General features: G+C 48.1%; 16 protein-coding genes. 14 read left to right on the top strand and 2 right to left on the bottom strand.

The window, feature by feature from the left end; genetic code table 11:
* The first annotated feature begins 85 nt into the window (after positions 1–85).
* From ACTTK7_RS00630 to ACTTK7_RS00605, 6 genes are all read left to right on the top strand, one after another.
* The gene (locus ACTTK7_RS00630; protein ID WP_462864986.1) at positions 86–1,600 is read left to right on the top strand and encodes a pyridoxal phosphate-dependent decarboxylase family protein; all 1,515 of its coding nucleotides are present in this window, start codon (positions 86–88) and stop codon (positions 1,598–1,600) included.
* On the top strand, positions 1,590–3,347 hold the full coding sequence (locus ACTTK7_RS00625) for an IucA/IucC family protein (protein ID WP_462864985.1): 1,758 nt from the start codon (positions 1,590–1,592) through the stop codon (positions 3,345–3,347). Before ACTTK7_RS00630 ends, ACTTK7_RS00625 begins: the two co-directional genes overlap by 11 nt.
* Complete coding sequence (locus ACTTK7_RS00620; protein ID WP_462864984.1) at positions 3,328–3,918, top strand: GNAT family N-acetyltransferase; 591 nt, start codon at positions 3,328–3,330, stop codon at positions 3,916–3,918. The genes ACTTK7_RS00625 and ACTTK7_RS00620 overlap by 20 nt, the downstream gene beginning before the upstream one ends.
* Positions 3,908–5,224, top strand: coding sequence for a lysine N(6)-hydroxylase/L-ornithine N(5)-oxygenase family protein (locus tag ACTTK7_RS00615; protein ID WP_462864982.1), 1,317 nt, complete (start codon positions 3,908–3,910; stop codon positions 5,222–5,224). The genes ACTTK7_RS00620 and ACTTK7_RS00615 overlap by 11 nt, the downstream gene beginning before the upstream one ends.
* Positions 5,225–5,263: 39 nt before the next feature.
* Positions 5,264–7,063, top strand: a complete 1,800-nt coding sequence (locus ACTTK7_RS00610) for an IucA/IucC family protein (RefSeq protein ID WP_462864980.1) — start codon at positions 5,264–5,266, stop codon at positions 7,061–7,063.
* 179 nt (positions 7,064–7,242) lie between these two features.
* Positions 7,243–8,097 (top strand): STAS domain-containing protein, encoded by an 855-nt coding sequence (locus tag ACTTK7_RS00605; protein WP_462864979.1) that lies wholly within the window; start codon positions 7,243–7,245, stop codon positions 8,095–8,097.
* A gap of 65 nt (positions 8,098–8,162) precedes the next feature.
* On the opposite strand, the gene ACTTK7_RS00600 is transcribed toward ACTTK7_RS00605, so the two are convergent.
* On the bottom strand, positions 8,163–8,966 hold the full coding sequence (locus tag ACTTK7_RS00600; protein WP_462864977.1) for an alpha/beta hydrolase family protein: 804 nt from the start codon (positions 8,964–8,966) through the stop codon (positions 8,163–8,165).
* A 78-nt stretch (positions 8,967–9,044) separates the two neighbouring features.
* Here ACTTK7_RS00600 and ACTTK7_RS00595 point away from each other — a divergent pair, with 78 nt between their 5' ends.
* From ACTTK7_RS00595 to ACTTK7_RS00585, 3 genes are all read left to right on the top strand, one after another.
* Positions 9,045–9,203, top strand: coding sequence for a hypothetical protein (locus tag ACTTK7_RS00595; protein ID WP_462864976.1), 159 nt, complete (start codon positions 9,045–9,047; stop codon positions 9,201–9,203).
* Positions 9,204–9,217: 14 nt separating this feature from the next.
* Complete coding sequence (locus ACTTK7_RS00590) at positions 9,218–9,769, top strand: GNAT family N-acetyltransferase (protein ID WP_462864974.1); 552 nt, start codon at positions 9,218–9,220, stop codon at positions 9,767–9,769.
* 87 nt (positions 9,770–9,856) lie between these two features.
* Positions 9,857–10,909 carry a C45 family autoproteolytic acyltransferase/hydolase gene (locus tag ACTTK7_RS00585; protein ID WP_462864973.1) on the top strand — a complete coding sequence of 351 codons (1,053 nt, stop codon included), beginning with the start codon at positions 9,857–9,859 and terminating at the stop codon, positions 10,907–10,909.
* Positions 10,910–10,933: 24 nt separating this feature from the next.
* Here the strand turns inward: ACTTK7_RS00585 and ACTTK7_RS00580 are convergent, their stop codons facing one another.
* On the bottom strand, positions 10,934–11,719 hold the full coding sequence (locus ACTTK7_RS00580) for an SDR family oxidoreductase (RefSeq protein ID WP_462864972.1): 786 nt from the start codon (positions 11,717–11,719) through the stop codon (positions 10,934–10,936).
* Between the two features lie 195 nt (positions 11,720–11,914).
* Between ACTTK7_RS00580 and ACTTK7_RS00575 the strand changes: the two genes are divergently transcribed.
* From ACTTK7_RS00575 to ACTTK7_RS00555, 5 genes are all read left to right on the top strand, one after another.
* Positions 11,915–12,346 (top strand): VOC family protein, encoded by a 432-nt coding sequence (locus tag ACTTK7_RS00575; protein ID WP_462864970.1) that lies wholly within the window; start codon positions 11,915–11,917, stop codon positions 12,344–12,346.
* Between the two features lie 13 nt (positions 12,347–12,359).
* Positions 12,360–12,905 carry a GNAT family N-acetyltransferase gene (locus ACTTK7_RS00570; RefSeq protein ID WP_462864968.1) on the top strand — a complete coding sequence of 182 codons (546 nt, stop codon included), beginning with the start codon at positions 12,360–12,362 and terminating at the stop codon, positions 12,903–12,905.
* Positions 12,906–13,107: 202 nt separating this feature from the next.
* On the top strand, positions 13,108–13,818 hold the full coding sequence (locus ACTTK7_RS00565) for a TraR/DksA C4-type zinc finger protein (RefSeq protein ID WP_462864967.1): 711 nt from the start codon (positions 13,108–13,110) through the stop codon (positions 13,816–13,818).
* A gap of 296 nt (positions 13,819–14,114) precedes the next feature.
* The gene (locus ACTTK7_RS00560; protein WP_462864966.1) at positions 14,115–14,936 is read left to right on the top strand and encodes an MIP/aquaporin family protein; all 822 of its coding nucleotides are present in this window, start codon (positions 14,115–14,117) and stop codon (positions 14,934–14,936) included.
* Positions 14,937–15,326: 390 nt separating this feature from the next.
* Positions 15,327–16,715 (top strand): carboxylesterase/lipase family protein, encoded by a 1,389-nt coding sequence (locus ACTTK7_RS00555; protein WP_462864965.1) that lies wholly within the window; start codon positions 15,327–15,329, stop codon positions 16,713–16,715.
* Positions 16,716–16,784: the final 69 nt, after the last annotated feature.

Genomic DNA, 16,784 nt, shown 5'->3' with positions numbered 1-16,784 from the left:
AAAGCTTGAAATAGAGCTTTTATTTTTTCAACTTAATTGATAATGATTTTCATTATCTCTAATAACAGATCATGGAGGAGACGATATGCCGGTTGTAAAGGAAGAGTCGCGTACCGCATTTGATAATGAATTTCTAACTAACATCGGTGATAAGCAAAGAACTCTCGAAATGTTAACCCGGACTTCTGCCTATATAGCGGAGTTTTTCAACGAAAATGAAAGCCCGGTGTCCGCAGAAGGAGAGCAGCAGATAAAACAATTCTTTCATGGCATAGAGCATGAGCATACTTTTGATAATGTGCTTGACGAAGTAATGGAGCATATTATGAAACGCTCCTTAAATATCAGCCACCCTCATGCAATGGCGCATCTGCACTGCCCGCCGCTTTTATCCGGGGTGTGCGCGGATGTAATTGTGAGTGCTCTGAATCAATCGATGGATTCCTGGGATCAAAGCCCGGCAGCGACAACAGTGGAGACAGAGGTAGTGAACTGGCTGTGTGAATTGTACCAGCTGCCTCAAACCGCCGGGGGAACGTTTACGACCGGAGGGACTCAATCGAATTTTATGGGGCTGCTGCTTGCAAGAGACCAGTACTGCGCACGGGAATTGTCACATGATGTGAAAGCCGATGGCCTTCCTACGGAAGCCTCCAGATTCAAGATTTTTTGTTCAGAGGAGGCGCACTTTACCATCAAAAAATCGGCAGTTCAGCTTGGCCTGGGAGAACGGTCCGTAGTAGGGGTGCCGACAGATGAGCATAAAAGGATGAACAGCGGGAGGCTCGAGGCCTTTATTCAGGAGGCAAGGGAATCTGGTGATCATCCTATTGCCGTGGTAGCAACTGCCGGCACGACTGATTTTGGAAGCCTTGACCCGCTCAGGGATATTTATCATACGGCTGGTAAAGAGAATCTGTGGATGCATGTGGACGCAGCGTTTGGAGGTGCATTAGCGCTCTGCAGTAATCACGCTGCCAAACTTGAAGGGATGCAGAACGCAGATTCTGTGGCGGTGGATTTTCACAAATTATTTTATCAGCCGGTCAGCTGCGGCGCTTTTTTGGTCAGGAGCCAGGATAGTTTTCGTTTTATCAGACACGGGGCGGAGTATTTGAATCCGGAGGATGACAGAGATGAAGGCTTTACGAACCTTGTGGATTATTCGATGCAGACGACCCGCCGCTTTGATGCACTTAAAATATTGATGACGCTCCGTACTCTCGGAACGGATAAATGGGCGGAAATGATAGGCCGTGGGTTAAAACAGGCCGAACGTCTCGCGCAAAAAATTAACGACGAGCCGGAGCTGTACCTGGTAATGAAGCCGGAAATGAATGCAGTGGTGTTTAAATACTGCCCAGAGCATTCCTTTGAAAAAGCGGAGGAGGATGAAATCAATAGAGAAATCCAGCAGCAGCTATATGCTTCAGGCGAAGCAGTCATTGCCAAAACGAAAATAGACGGCAGACAGTTTTTAAAATGCACTCTGCTGAACCCTTTAACGACGGAAAAGGATATAGATCATGTAATCCAGTCAATCATTGAAGCAGGACGGCATATTGAAATTTTACGAAGGAGGGAAGGCGTTGAATTTTAAACAACAAGCAGCAGAAGCTTCGATGCAGAGCTTTATCAATTGCTATTTGCGTGAAACCGGAAGTGGTGTCTGGGGCGAGGGGGAGTGCCGCGTGGAGCTCTCCCGCCAGAAAATTGAGCTGATTCTTCCAGTAAAATACCGCTCTCTGACCCACCGGCATATCTTTCGTTTTCCGCTTTATTATAAAATCCTCGGAAACGGTTCCCTGCTTGAGCTTGATGTGGTAACCACAGGGGCGTTGCTTTTGAAGGAGCTTTCGCTTGAATACGGTGACAGGGGAGGGAAAGAAGAGATGATGCAGCGGGTGCTGCAGAGCTTTGAGCTCACAGAGCTGTTTTTGGAAGCACGCAAGGAGCAGAAGGGGGAACTACTCTCCCGCTACATTGATTCAGAACAGGCCCTTCTGCTCGGGCATCTGCTGCACCCGACCCCTAAAAGCAGGCAGGGCATGGAACGAAAAGAGGAAAGGGACCTGTATTCGCCGGAAACCGGCGGGCGTTTTCAGATGCATTTCTTCCGGGCGCCCCTCGAGCAGGTGGAGGAAGCATCGATGGAAAAGGAATGTGCGTCAGCTATCGTGAAAAAAGAACTCGTGCATGCTCCAGAGACAGAGGAAGCATTTAAAGAAAACTATTGTCGTCCGGATGATGGATATGCCCTGCTGCCGGTGCATCCGCTTCAGGCAGAGGCCATGCTCCGGCAGGAATCCATCCAGCAGAAGATAGACCTGGGAGAATTAGCGTATCTTGGCCCGGCCGGCCGGAGCTTTACAGCGACCTCCTCGATCCGGACCCTGTACCATGAGCAGTCACCTTATATGTTCAAAGTCTCTATTCCGGTGAAGGTTACCAACTCTCTGCGTGTGAATCAAAAAAAAGAACTGGCGCGCGGTGTGGAGGTGGAAAAGCTGATGCAGAGCCGGATTGGAAAAGAGGCAGCGCGGTTTTTTCCGGGGTTTGAAATTGTTCGTGATCCAGCATACATCGCCCTTGAAGGTGAAGAAGAAACAGGTTTTGAAACAATTATCCGGCAAAACCCTTTTCAGGAAACTATGGACAATCAGGTATCACTGGCCGCAGGACTGGTGCATGATGCTTACGGAAAAGGCAGTATGCTCGGCAATCTGATCCGAAGTCTTGCCCAGGCAGAAAACCGGAGCACTGCCGAAGTAAGCCGGGACTGGTTCCGGCGGTATTTATCAATCTCCCTGCATCCGATGCTTTGGCTGTATATGACCCACGGCATTGCGCTTGAAGCCCACCAGCAGAATTCCGTCGTGCGTTTTACCGGCGGCTATCCGCAGGTGTTTTATTACCGGGACAACCAGGGCTATTATTTTGCACGCTCGAAGGAAGCGCACTTAAAAGAGTACGTGCCGGAGCTGAATGCTTCAAGCGACACGATATGCGCAGATGACATTGCAGATGAACGCTTTCGTTACTACTTTTTTATCAACCATTTGTTTGGGCTGATTAACGGGTTTGGGGCTTCGGGATTGATTGCAGAGGCGGAGCTGCTGCAAATACTGCGAAAAGAGCTTGAAGATGCAGAAAAAGCATTCGGCCGTTCCGCTTTAACTGAAAGCCTTCTCGAGCACGAAACAATCCCCTCCAAGGGTAATCTGCTGACCCGCTTTTTTGATATGGATGAATTGGTCGGCTCCCTTGCTGAACAGTCCGTTTATATTCATATTTCAAACCCGCTGACCGCAAAGGAGTGCCTGCAGCATGAAAGCCCGGCCATCTAACTCTCATATCTTTACCCGGAAGCCGGACGGGCAAGCCGGTGAACGCATTCAATTCCGCGCAGTTGATGAAACAGCCGACTTTGGCATGCTGCATGGCTGGATGCACGAGCCCCACGTGGTGCCATTTTGGCAGCTGAATATAAGTGAAATTAAATATCAAACCCATCTGCACAAGGCGCTTAATGATACCCATCAGACACTTTACATTGGAGAGCTCGACGGGCGTCCGGTCAGCTACTGGGAAGTGTATTGGGCAGCGGACGACATCATCGGTTCCTATTACGGATCGGAGCCGGAAGATCAGGGTGTACACCTTTTGATTGGGCCTCCGGAAGAAACAGGCAGAGGCTATGCCCTGCCGCTTTTAAAGGCTATGCTCTCGATGCAGTTCCAGCACGCCCAGACCGCCCGGATTATCGCAGAACCCGATATTACCAATGACAAAATGATTCATGTATTTAAAAAAGCGGGGTTTGAGCCTGTAAAGCCGGTGGATCTGCCAGATAAACGGGGGCTTCTAATGGTTTGCAGACGGGAGATGTTTGAAGGAGGGACAGCTGGTGGCAGCTGAAACAGAAGTATATGACGTACTTGGCATAGGCATTGGGCCATTCAATCTTGGGATGGCAGCGCTTGTGGAGAACGTACCGGAAATCCAGGGTGTGTTCCTGGATGAAAATGAAGCATTTGAATGGCACGGCGGTATGCTGCTTGACGGGACGAGCCTGCAGGTCCCTTTTCTTGCTGATCTGGTCACTTTGGCAGATCCAAAGAGTCCCTACTCCTTTTTGCAGTATTTACAGGAAAAGGACCGGCTGTATGCTTTTTATTTCTATGAAAAATTTCATATTCCGCGTCGCGAATACAATGACTACTGCCAGTGGGCAGCGGAAAAGCTTTCCTCCTGCCGGTTTGGCCGGCACGTGACCAATGTGTCCTTTTTGGAGGAAAGCAGTCTGTATAAAGTGGAAGCGGTGCATGCAGATGCCAGGGCGACCGAATACTACTATGCCCGCCACATCGTAACGGGCACGGGCACGAAGCCGTCGCTTCCCTCCTGGGCAGAAGAAGGAGAAGGCGTCTGTCATTCTGCTGATTATCGGTACCGCCGGAAGGAGCTGCTCCAAAAGGAGAGCATTACAGTGGCAGGCTCCGGCCAGAGCGCTGCTGAAGTCTTTTATGATTTGTTAAAGCACCGGCCTGAATATGGATACACTCTGCGCTGGTATACAAGATCTTCAGGATTTTTCCCGATGGAGTATTCCAAGCTAGGGCTGGAGCATTTTTCACCAGAATATATTAGTTATTTCTACCATCTTGATTCCTGGACCAAGGAGCATCTGCTTCAGAAGCAGGATCTTCTGTATAAAGGAATCAGCGCTGACACGATCGCTGCGGTGTACGATGAGCTTTATGAGCAGACGATTGGAGGGAGGAGCGAGGATATTATTCTACAGGCAAATACGGAAGTGATGGGCACGGAGAGAACGCCGGCCGGTAAAATGAAGCTTTCGTTGAAGGAAGTTAACTACGGAACGGAATACACAGAAGAAACGCAAGCGCTGATCGCGGCTACGGGCTATCAGCCAGCTCCGCAGTCGTTTTTAAAAGGCGTCGAAGCAGGTCTGCAGCGTGATAAACAAGGGCGTCTGCGAATTGACGAAAGATACCGCGCTGTGCAGCCTGAAAAGAACCATCATGTGTTTATTCAAAACGGTGAAACGCACACGCACGGCGTCGGGGCACCGGATCTCGGACTCGGAGCGCATCGGAACGCGGTCATTATTAATCAGATCGCAGGCCGGGAGGTTTACCCCATCCGGACCAAAAATGTTTTTCAGCAATTTGAGAAAGAAAAGAACGAGGTTTTTGCGTAAGCCTGTACGCCTAATCTTAAATGGAGGGGAAGAAAGCACATGAATCCATATACAGCTGACTCCTTTGGAGCCGTCCAACAGCGGCACTGGGAGGAAGCGAACCAGCGGTTAACAGCGAAGATGCTGCAGGAATTTTTATACGAAGCTATTATAGACGCGTCTATTGTAAAAGAAGGCGATCCTCAAACGCTTCAAGTAGAAGCCTCAGGAGCGGTTTATACATTTTCTGCACGCAAGCGGTTTTTTGACAGTGTCCATGTGTATCCGGAAAGCATCATAAAAAAAGAGCATGATATAGAAGTATCTGTGCGGGCGGATGCTTTTCTGCTTGAGCTTCAGCAGATGGCACCTATCTCAAGTGAGACAGCCGGCCATTTACTAAAGGAATATTATCATACCCTGACCGCGGACTGCCATTTGCTGGACAAACAAACGACAGCTGCCGAGCTTGCGGAAATGGATTATTTGCGGCTTGAAGGAGAAATAGGCGGGCATCCATGGATCACTTACAATAAAGGCCGCATTGGCTTCAGCTTTCAGGATTATCTTTCTTATGCTCCTGAACACAAGCAGAAGGTTCGTTTGTTCTGGATAGCGGTCCATCAGAAAGCAGCTTCATTTCAAACAGTACACGCCGATGGCTACCATCGTTTAATAGAAAAGGAGCTGAATAGAACCGAACGAAAATATTTTCGCGATCTTATAAACCAGGCCGGAAGAGAAGCGGAGGACTATTATTACATGCCGGTGCATGAGTGGCAGTGGGACAATCACATTGTAACGCTTTACGCTGAGTACATTGCCAAGGGATGGGTTATTCCATTGCAGTATTCAGAGGATACGTACCTTCCGCAGCAATCGATCCGTACGTTCGTAAATACAGAGCATAAAACAAAAAAACATGTGAAGCTTCCGGTAAGTATTTTGAATACGCTGGTGTACCGGGGGCTTCCCAGTGAGCGGACAATGGCGGCTCCGGAAGTGACGAAGTGGATTCAGACCGTTAAGGACAAAGATCCGTTTCTGAGGGATACGTGCAGGGTGGGACTGCTCGGGGAGACAGAAACGATCGATGTGCCGCACCCTGCGTTTCATCATCTGCAGGGAGTGCCGTACCAGTATACAGAAATGCTGGGGGCTGTCTGGAGAGAAAGCATTTATACGGCTGTGGAAGCGGAGGAAAAACCAGTAACGCTGGCGGCCCTTCTGCACGAGGATGCGAATGGAAAGCCTCTGGTGCTCGAATACGTGGAGCGGTCGGGGTTAAGTACAAAAGCTTGGATGAAACAGCTGTTTGATTCCGTACTCCCTCCGCTGCTGCATTACATGTATAAATACGGCACCGTTTTTTCACCGCACGGCCAGAATACGATTGTGGTGTTAAAGAACTGCAGGCCGCACCGGCTTATTATGAAAGACTTTGTGGATGACGTAAATGTGAGTGACCAGCAGCTCCCGGAGCTTGAAGATCTTCCCGAGCATTTAAAGCAGGTGCTGAGATGTGAACCGCCGGAAGGGCTCGTGCAGTTTATTTTTACGGGATTGTTCATCTGCCATTTCCGCTACCTGTCGGATCTGCTTGACCGGAAAAGCTTACTTGCAGAGCATGCATTCTGGAAAATGACAGTGGAAACAATTGAATCGTATCAAAAGCGTTTTCCGGAGCTGACCGGACGCTTTGAGCTTTTTAACCTTTTTCAGCCAGCCATGGTGAAGCTCTGCCTGAATCGAAACCGCATGCTTGATTACGGGTACGGAGATGGTGATGACCGCCCGCACGCTTCAGAGTATGGATTCGTTGAAAACGCGCTCTATACAGTCCATACGCTTTACACTTAAGTCAGGGGGATTCCCTGACTTTTTTGTATGAAATAAAGTAATTGTATGAAAATGCGTACCAAATAAACATTTATACCATACTAAAGACACATGTATTGTTTGGAAATAGGAAAAGTATTATAATAATTCTAATGTGCAAACTGCCCCCGCAATTAAACTAAATGTTGGAGGAACAAAAATTGCAAAAAGAATACAGCCTGGATTCGACTGAATTTCCGTCGTTGAAATCCGTTTCGCAAAAAATGTTTGATTTAATCGCAGACCAGCTTGGTGTAAATACAGCGTATATTACAAAGCGCGGCAGCAATGAAATGACTGTTATCAGCAGCTTCAATAAAAAAGAAGAAATTATCCCCGAGGGCTATTCGGTGGAATACAGCGATACATACTGCAGAAAAATTATTATGAATGAAGAAGACGCATTCTGTACAGAGAATCTGACGAAAGACGTGATGACAAGGGAGCTGGAGGTGACATCCCAGCTGCAAATGAAGGGGTTCCTTGGTGTCACGCTGACCGATCTGAACGGCAATGTATTTGGCACACTGTGCGTCATGGATCCGGAGGAAAAAGTATTCAGCCAGGAGGATGTGGAGTACTTAAAAGCCATGGGAGAGGTACTTGCCCATATTATCGAGCTTGACCACACCCAGTACAACCTCGGATTTTTAAACGTGCCGATCATCCCGGTCAGAAAAGGTATTTCGATTCTTCCGGTTCAGGGAATTATTGATGAAAAACGGGCTGACATTATTACCCGGACCGTTCTCGAATACGCAGCGGCACAAAAAATTGAGCATCTTGTGATCGATTTGTCCGGACTTGTGATTGTAGATGGTGAATTTCCACACGTGTTTATTAACGTCATTCATGCCTTGAAGCTCATGGGTGTTAATATTTTGCTGACAGGAATATCCCCGGCGATCGCCCAGCACGAGTTAAGCAACAATGAAATTTTAAAAATGAATATCCATATTTCAAGAAATCTTGAAACTGCGCTCGAACACATTGGTTTTCACCTGCAGTCTCAATAAAAAGCCGGCAGAGATGCCGGTTTTTTTGCTGTTAAATTTATATTGCTGGGCTTGCACAAGTAAATCTATAAAAGCAGCATCTCATGAATTTCTTCTTTAATAAGGCTCCAGGCATCGGTTTGTATATCGGTAAGCATAAAATGCTCCGCGTCCGGAAGTTCGAGATACCGGATGGCCCGGTAGCCGATTTTTGCTGCCTGGTGGTACTGGGCGCTGATGCCGACCGGCACGTTCACGTCGAGGGCTCCGTGCACGAGTATCTGGGGGACATCAATAGGAATCAGATCAAACGGCGACGTTTCAGCATAGCGCTCAGGAAATGCATCCGGGGAGCCGCCGAGCAGATCTGCAACGGGGTCCATAGGTTCCTTGGCGCCGGTGATTTTGTTGCGATAATCATGTATCTCGTGCATCAGATGCATATCGAGCACGCCGGCAAGGCTTACTGCTCCGTATATGGGTAACGGTTCAGCGAAGCGGGACAGCTCGCTTGTAGCCGGCAAAAATGGCCGGGCAGCAAGCCATAAAGCGAGCTGGCCTCCTGCGGAATGACCGATGGTAAATACCCGCCGAATGTCGATGGGATGAACGGCAGCGAGCTCCCGGACATAGTCAGCGGCCCTGCCGACGTCGTTAAATGTTCCCGGCCATCCACCGCCTGCGTGGCCCACCCGCCGGTATTCAATATTCCAAGTAGCAATGCCTTCCATGGTTAAATCCTCCGCCGCGTCCTGAATAATATCGAGGCCGAACGTCATTCTCCAAAAACCCCCGTGAACAACTATTGCTAAAGGAAAGGGGCCGTCTCCTTCAGGCAGACGAAGGTCTCCAAATTGTTCAGAGTGTTCCCCGTAATAAATTCGTTCCATAATTTTCCCTCCTGTTCTCCTTTTATCATACCTGTTTTTGGTACAATAGATAATAGGAAAATGCTGAGGAGGAGAAACGTGAGGATAAAAACGTTTTACGCCATAAGCGATAAAGGACTCGACACAAAGGTAAATGCCTTCCTGGATGACGCGGATATTGAAGTGACGGACATTCAATTTGGGATGAACTTCTTTTATTTCAGCGTAATGATTGTATATCAGAATAACAGGGAATAAATGGGGGATAAATAATGCAGCCATTAGTAAAGGCAATTGAAGGAGAACAGCTGTACCTGCGTCCATACACGAACGAAGAAGTACCGGCGCTTTACGAAGCGTTTAACAATAATCAGATTGCGCGCCAGTTTACCGGTGCAAGCCACATCTATACCCTGGAGGACGTGGAGCGCTATATCGAAGGCACCGGCGCCCATGCAGATGTCCGTCTTGGCATTTTCATGCAGGGAAACGATCAATTAATCGGGGATACCTCGTTTATTGATATTGATGCACCGGCGAGCCGGCAGGCAAGGTTTCAAATGGTCGTCTTTGACGATTATATCGGGCAGCGCTTCGGGACTGAAGCGACAAAGCTGATGCTTGAATACGGGTTCGGAAAATTGAATTTCCATCGGATTGAACTCGAGGTGTTTTCGTTTAACACCCGGGCGATTCACGTATATGAAAAGCTTGGATTTGTCCACGAAGGAATGAAGCGCGAATGCCGTTACTATGACCACCAGTACTATCACGCCGTAATGATGAGCATACTCGAACAGGAATACCGGCAAAAGCATCGCTGAACCGCCTGGATGCAGGCGGTTTTTCAATTTGCGGAGCTAGTTTTTCACGTCTCGTCGGGAAAATAACCATTTAATGAAGGTGACAATGTGAAAGAAATATACAGCAGCGTGGTGCAGTTTCGCGGCACCCATTACGAATTTGGCAGGTTCCAGGGAGAACGTCTCGCCGGGTCGCTGTCCGTCGAAAACCGGGACAAGCAGTGGAAAATACGAAAGCCACGGTTCCAGGTGGACATAGGAGAAACGAAGGAAGCGCTTATGAAGATGGCCCCGGGTATCTGGGAGGAACTTGAAGGGCTGCAGGACGGTTTGAAATGGAGTATGGAAAAAATCATTATGCATTTCTCCGGCTACCGTCTTGAAATACCTAAATCAGGCTGCTCTATTATGACCGGAAGCAACTATCTGGTGCGTAATTACGATTATCATCCAAAAACCTACGAGGGCAGGTATACATTGTTTCAGCCGGCGGATCAGGGCTATGCGATGATTGGCCCCTCGCAGCGGGTGACGGGCCGGATGGACGGCATGAACGAAAAACAGCTTGCGATGGGCTACAACTTCATGCACCGGAAAAAGCCGGGGGATGGCTTTATCTGCTCCATGATCGGCCGCTTAATTCTGGAGGTGTGTGCCTCGGTGGAGGAGGCGGTGGATATGCTGAAAGAAATGCCGCACCGTCACTCGTTCAGCTACGTGGTTCAGGACACGAAAGGTGTTTCCAAAGTAGTAGAGGCGTCACCGCGCGGAGTTATCGCCAGGGAGGATCAGACATGTACGAATCACTTTGAAAAAATGCCGGAAGAAAATCGCCATTATTTAGTGGATTCGAAAGCGCGTCAGGCGGTTATGGAAAAGAAAAAGCAGGCACGACCTTCCGCAGAAGAGGCGTACCGGCTGCTGAATAATACTGAAGGCGGAGTGTTTTCGGATAATTACCACAGTTGGGCGGGGACGATTCATACCTCCGGATACCTGCTGGAGGAACAAAAAGCATGGTTCGCGCTTGGGGGTGGCCGGGGGGCCTACGAAATTGACTTCGCCCGTTGGCTGAAAGGAGAAGACCTTTCCGAACAGTACTTTTATGGGCAGGTAGACACTGGTATGAAGTTCCTTCATATGGATCAGAACGTAAAATAAACCGGCACGCGGCCGGTTTATTTTTTATATTCGGGCGTCCCAGTTCTGCTGTTCCTCCTGCTTCATCTGGTCTTCGGTATCCTGCGGATGAGCCGTACGGAAGGCATGGTGGTCGGCTTCGATGACTTCAACCATCTTATTAATCATATCGTCAGGGTCAAACTGGCTGTCGAGCATTTGCTCCATTTCGCTGATTGATTTTTCCGGAGTGAAGTTTTTTTTCGGGTCGTACCATTTCCACTTTTCTTCGAACATCCGGTCGTTAAAGCCAGTTTCATAGGGGCCGGGGTTAATGGTTGCCACCTGAACATTGAACTCTTCAAGCTCTGCTTTCATAGACTTTGCAATGGACTCGATAGCGTGTTTAGTGGAGCCGTACGGGGCCAAATAAGGCATCGCCACCACGCCGACGATAGAACTGAGAAAGATTATTTTGCCCCGGCCTTTTTCTACGAATTTTTTAGCAGCAATCTGAGCATTCTCAAGCGTGCTGAACACGTTGGTTTCATAAATTTCGCGAACGCGGTCAACTGGTATTTCAGCAATTGGGCCACCTTCCCCGATGGCTGCGTTTGCGACGAAAATGTCATAGTCATAGTCGGCAATCAATTGCTGATCGCGTTTATTGGTAATGTCGAGCTTAATGACCTCGAGGTCCGCACCTGCTGCTTCTGCTTCCTCACGGAGACTTGTGATCTGCGCCATTATTTCCACTGCAGCAATCACACGGTGGCCTTTTTTGGACAGGCCAATCGCTGTGCCCTTTCCGAGGCCGGTGCCGGCGCCGGTAATAAATATTGTTTTACTCATGAATCGTCTGCCTCCTTATAGTAATCCTGATTGTAATGGACCGTTCCCCTTTGAATGAAGGGTGAAACGCGCAGCATAGCCGGAATTACCTGCCCAGTCACTCCGGAAAAGTGAAAAAGGAAAAAGTAATCCTCCGGCGAAATAACAATTAAAGTATCTTTTGTACATGGGAATTCAATAAGGGAGGCTGAAGCTGTGAATAGAATTAATCTTATTACACTTGGCGTCAGGGATGTTGCTGCTTCCAGAAAATTTTACGTAGAGGGACTCGGTTTTAAGGCTGCTGCAGCTGAAGACGGCCCGGGTATTGTATTTTTTAACAATAAAGGCACGAGGCTGGCTCTTTATTCGTTAAAGGAACTGGCGGAAGAAACTGGTGAAAAAATGGAGGAAGCGGCACAAGGTTTTTCGGGGGTGACGCTTGCGTACAATGCAAAGTCTGCGGAAGAAGTCGATAATGTCATGAAGCAGGCAGCCGAGGCCGGGGGCAGGATTGTAAAAGAGCCGGAATGGGTTTTCTGGGGAGGCTACAGCGGGTATTTTAAAGATCCGGATGGTCACCTTTGGGAAACGGCGTACGCAGAATTCTGGAAATTTGACGAACAGGACATGCTAATTATGGAGTAAAAGGAGATATTCTATGTTTGCCTATAAAATTAACGATCGTCTGGAGCTGCTGCTGCTTCAAAAAGAGCACGCGGGAGAGCTCTTTGCCTTGATTGATAAAAATCGTGAGCATCTAAAAGAATGGATGAATTGGGTAGACAGCGTCCAGTCGGCCCAGGATACTGCTGCAAATATTGAAAGAGCGCTCGAGCAGGCAGCAGCTGGAGGTGGATTTCGCGCAGGCATACGATTTAAAGGAGACCTTATCGGCGTTATTAACTACCACGAAGTGGACTGGGGGAATAAAAAAACAAGCCTCGGCTACTGGCTTGGGAAAGAATATGAGGGCCAAGGTATTATGACTCAGGCAGTAGAAGCCTTTACCCATTACGCCTTCGACGGAATGGATCTGCACCGGGTAGAAATCCGCTGCGCTGAAGAAAATAAAAAAAGCAGGGCGGTCCCGGAAAAGCTGGGCTTTCAGCTGGAAGGAACACTCAAGGAATCAGAGCTTCTCGCAGGATGCTATGTAAATCAAGTAGTCTATGGGATGGTGAAAACAGAAGAGGCGGGCGGCTGATAAATTTTAAGAGAAATCCAGGTGTTTACACATCAGTAAACCGGGGGAAATGATGTTAGGCAATCACAGTTTGCAGCAAAGCCGGAGGGAAAGCTTTTACTCTTTTCGGTTTATTTTGTGTGAACGCTTTTGAAGAAAAAAGCATTTTCAATATACGTGTTAATTGGGTAAAGAGAGAGTAGACAAAACTGGAGGGATACAAATGATTACGGCAGAACAGGAAAAAGCATTAAAAAATCGGCTTTTGGAAATGAAAGAAGAAAACGAAGAAAAAATTGAAGTAGAAGAAACAGGAAATGCTAATAATAACACGGAAACGATCGGTGAGCTATCCGAGTACAGCAACCATCCGGGCGACCAGGGGACGGAGCTGCATGAAATGGAAAAGGACGCAGCTTTAAATAATCAGGCCCGTGAGCAGCTTGAAAATATCGACCATGCCCTCGAGGTGATGAAAAATGGGAATTATGGCAAGTGTGAGATCTGCGGCAGAGAGATTCCATACGAACGCCTTGAAATTGTGCCGGAAACAACGCGCTGTGTAGACCATGCAGGCAGCGACAAGCCTGCCCAGGATCATCCCGTAGAAGAGGATGTAGTCAATCCCGGACCGGAGCAGGAAAAAAGTGAAGAAAATGTAGCTTTTGACAAAGAAGATACGTGGGAAGCGGTAAGTGAACACAGCACTTCCGAGACCCCTTCCGATGATCCGGAAATGACCGGCTACACAAGTGAACAGGAAGAAGAGGAAGAGCAGGAAGGACGGGTGGAGAAGGTAGAAGATGCCTCCGTCGCTGATATGGAAGGGGAAGACACTGGCAACACAGCTGACCAGAAGGAACAATGGCAGGGAAGCAGAAATTCTGCCGAGCAGGAAAATGAAGAAAAAAATAATTCGAAAGATAAAAAATAAATACAAAGGTGCAGTCGGCTGACCGTTAATTGCGTGGTCAGCCGCTTTTTTTATAAAAGGAGCCAGCAAGTAAAAAGAGGATAAGTGAAACTCTCTGCTCCAAATCAAATTGACAGCGTTTTCTTTTCGTGCTACAGTTTTTCTAAGTTAATATATCGGGCTGAGTTGAATGAAAGCCGCACACTAAATGCTCAAGAAGGAGCGGGGTGTGCGGTTTTTTAGTCGTTTGAAGAAATCGAAACGGCTGTCGATACTTATGTCTGCAAATTACAAACGCTTACAAAGGAGCTGGAAGGATGTCAATATACTTAGCGGAAGTCATTGGTACGATGATACTTATTATTTTTGGCGGCGGTGTTGTTGCAAACGTTAACTTAAACAAATCGAAAGCAGAAGGGGGAGGTTGGATTGTTGTTGCCCTCGGTTGGGCGTTTGCCGTAGCAATGGGGGTGTATGCAGTCGGGCAGTTTTCCGGCGCTCATTTAAATCCAGCCGTTACTCTCGGTTTTGCGTCTATTGGGGCGTTCCCATGGGCAGACGTGCCCGGCTATATCGTTTCGCAAATTATAGGTGCGGGAATCGGCGGAGCCGTTGTATATTTTCATTTTCTTGGCCACTGGAAGGAAACAGAGAATGCGGATGTAAAGCTGGCGGCGTTTTCAACAGATCCGGCGATTCCGAACCGGTTTGCAAACTTTTTAAGTGAGTTTATTGCGACGGCTGTATTTTTACTCGTATTAAACAGTATAGGTGCAAACGAGTTCACGGAAGGCCTGAACCCGCTTATTGTCGGTTTTCTTGTTGGTGCTATCGGACTTTCGCTTGGCGGCACCACCGGCTATGCGATCAACCCGGCCAGGGATTTGGGTCCGCGTATTGCCCACGCTCTTCTGCCTATTGCGGGTAAAAGGGATTCTAACTGGTCGTATGCCTGGATTCCGGTGGCGGCACCGGCGCTCGGCGGTGTTTTTGGCTCTCTCGTTTACCGGTCCGGATTTTTAGGAGAAGGCTATGGTGTGCTTGCGGTATTCAGTGTTTTTGTACTCATCGTTCTTGGGGTTCTTTACGTAATGAATAAACGTGATACAGAAGTCAGCAATCCCGATGTTAAAAACTAATAACCGGAAACTGCAGTACCCGACTTCGGGGTATTGCAGTTTTTTATTGTTTGTATAGTAAAAGAGCAGCTGCCATTACGAATATCATAATGATAAGTAAAAATTTGTAAAATTATGTAGCTGCTTATACGTAACCTGCCCCTTATTCCGTCGACTAATATCAGAAAGAATTAAAATATACATATTTTCTTACTAAAAAATAAATACAATACTTTATATGTATGGAGGATTAAATGAAAAAATCAAAAGGAACTGTCCGGCTGCATGCCCCCGGAGGAATATATGAAGGCCGTTTATACAAATATGTTCAGGAATATCTCGAAATAAAATACGCAGAAGCGGAGCGGTTTAAAAAGCCTCAGCGTTTAGGCGGGTCCACAGAAGTTTACAGTGCTCTGGATTATGGCCCCGCCTGCCCGCAGACCGTGGAAGGCCTCCGGAAGGGGGACGGAAACGGAGGACTGCCTGCATGTAAACATCTGGAGACCGGACGAAGAACCGGTATACCGCCGGCCGGTGATGGTGTTTATTCACGGCGGCGGCTTTAACAGTGGATCGAACCGGGAGGCGCTGTATGACGGAAAATCCTTGGCTGCCCGGGGAGAAGTGGTGATAGTGATTATTAATTACCGGCTGGGGATGTTTGGTTTTTTGGATGCAGAAAACATTTGCGGGCCGGAACAGGCCTATATGAAAAATCTCGGCCTGCTGGACCAAATGGAAGCACTCCGCCGGGTCCAGGAAAATATTGAAAGCTTTGGCGGAGACCCAGAGAACGTCACCATCTTTGGAGAGTCAGCCGGAAGTATCAGTGTAACAGCCCTGCTCGCTGCCCCTGCCGCCCGTGGGCTTTTTCAGAAGGTCATCGCCCAAAGCGGTGTGATCACCGGACTTGCGCGTTCGGTGGATGATGCGGTAAATATTTCGGATCAACTTATTTACAAGCTCGGCCTGCATTCCATGAATGACATCTGCATGATTCCGGCAGAAAACCTTGTAAAAACTACGGTGTCGTTCGTGAATAAAAATTTCACCTCCAACGGCCCGTATAACGGCTCCAGAATGTTTGCCCCCACACCAGATGGAGAAATTATTCCGTTTGACGTAGAGCGGGCGATTCAGGAAAACGCGGGAAAGGTGCAGCTTCTTCACGGCTCCAATGCGAACGAGATGCATTTTTTCAAGCTGCTGATCCCAGAGCTGCGCCAGAAAAAATCGGTGGATACGTACGTATTATTTTATCTTCGGAAATACGAGCACATGTCAGAAGAGACAACGATGGCTGTTTATCATGACTATAAGAAAAGATATCCGAAATGGAGCCGCTCGCAGATTTTTATGCAGATGTTTACAGACCGGGCGTTTCGTTTATATCATACAGAACTCAGCGAGCTTTATTCCCGGGCGGGAGGAAAAGTGTATCAATACCGCTTCAATGTGGAAGCCCGCTGGCTGAAGGCCTGCCATGGACTGGAGCTCGGGTATTTGTTTAATACGGTTAAAACAGCTTTTTCGCTCCGGAACCGTGCGCTTTTGGGCATAAATGAAAGCCCGGGCCTCACCCGCCGGATGCAGGACGCCTGGGTTCGGTTCGCCAGAGAAGGAGATCCTGGGCATGAAGACATACCCGAATGGAAGCAGTATACAAAGGAACGGCCGGAAACGATGATTATCGGGAAAAAATGGATCCCAAGGCGCCATGACCATGCGGAGGATGATTTTGCCTGGAGAGCCCGTCTGGCCGAAACGTATACGCGTCCATTCGCGTATAGAAGCTGATAATACGCATATGCTATACTAATATGAAACGTAATGCGGACCTTTCAGAGCGTCCGCATTTTACATAGT

The organism is Marinococcus tarijensis, from assembly GCF_054971385.1.
The sequence above is the reverse complement of the archived record's forward strand: the minus strand, read 5'-3'. Positions and strand labels throughout refer to the sequence as shown.

What these genes read in the sequence shown, in the direction of transcription:
- ACTTK7_RS00600 (WP_462864977.1), bottom strand. Translation starts at nt 8,966, where the DNA reads ATGGAACGAATTTATTACGGGGAACACTCTGAACAATTTGGAGACCTT.
- ACTTK7_RS00620 (WP_462864984.1), top strand. Translation starts at nt 3,328, where the DNA reads ATGAAAGCCCGGCCATCTAACTCTCATATCTTTACCCGGAAGCCGGAC.
- ACTTK7_RS00580 (WP_462864972.1), bottom strand. Translation starts at nt 11,719, where the DNA reads ATGAGTAAAACAATATTTATTACCGGCGCCGGCACCGGCCTCGGAAAG.
- ACTTK7_RS00590 (WP_462864974.1), top strand. Translation starts at nt 9,218, where the DNA reads ATGCAGCCATTAGTAAAGGCAATTGAAGGAGAACAGCTGTACCTGCGT.
- ACTTK7_RS00560 (WP_462864966.1), top strand. Translation starts at nt 14,115, where the DNA reads ATGTCAATATACTTAGCGGAAGTCATTGGTACGATGATACTTATTATT.
- ACTTK7_RS00630 (WP_462864986.1), top strand. Translation starts at nt 86, where the DNA reads ATGCCGGTTGTAAAGGAAGAGTCGCGTACCGCATTTGATAATGAATTT.
- ACTTK7_RS00565 (WP_462864967.1), top strand. Translation starts at nt 13,108, where the DNA reads ATGATTACGGCAGAACAGGAAAAAGCATTAAAAAATCGGCTTTTGGAA.
- ACTTK7_RS00570 (WP_462864968.1), top strand. Translation starts at nt 12,360, where the DNA reads ATGTTTGCCTATAAAATTAACGATCGTCTGGAGCTGCTGCTGCTTCAA.
- ACTTK7_RS00610 (WP_462864980.1), top strand. Translation starts at nt 5,264, where the DNA reads ATGAATCCATATACAGCTGACTCCTTTGGAGCCGTCCAACAGCGGCAC.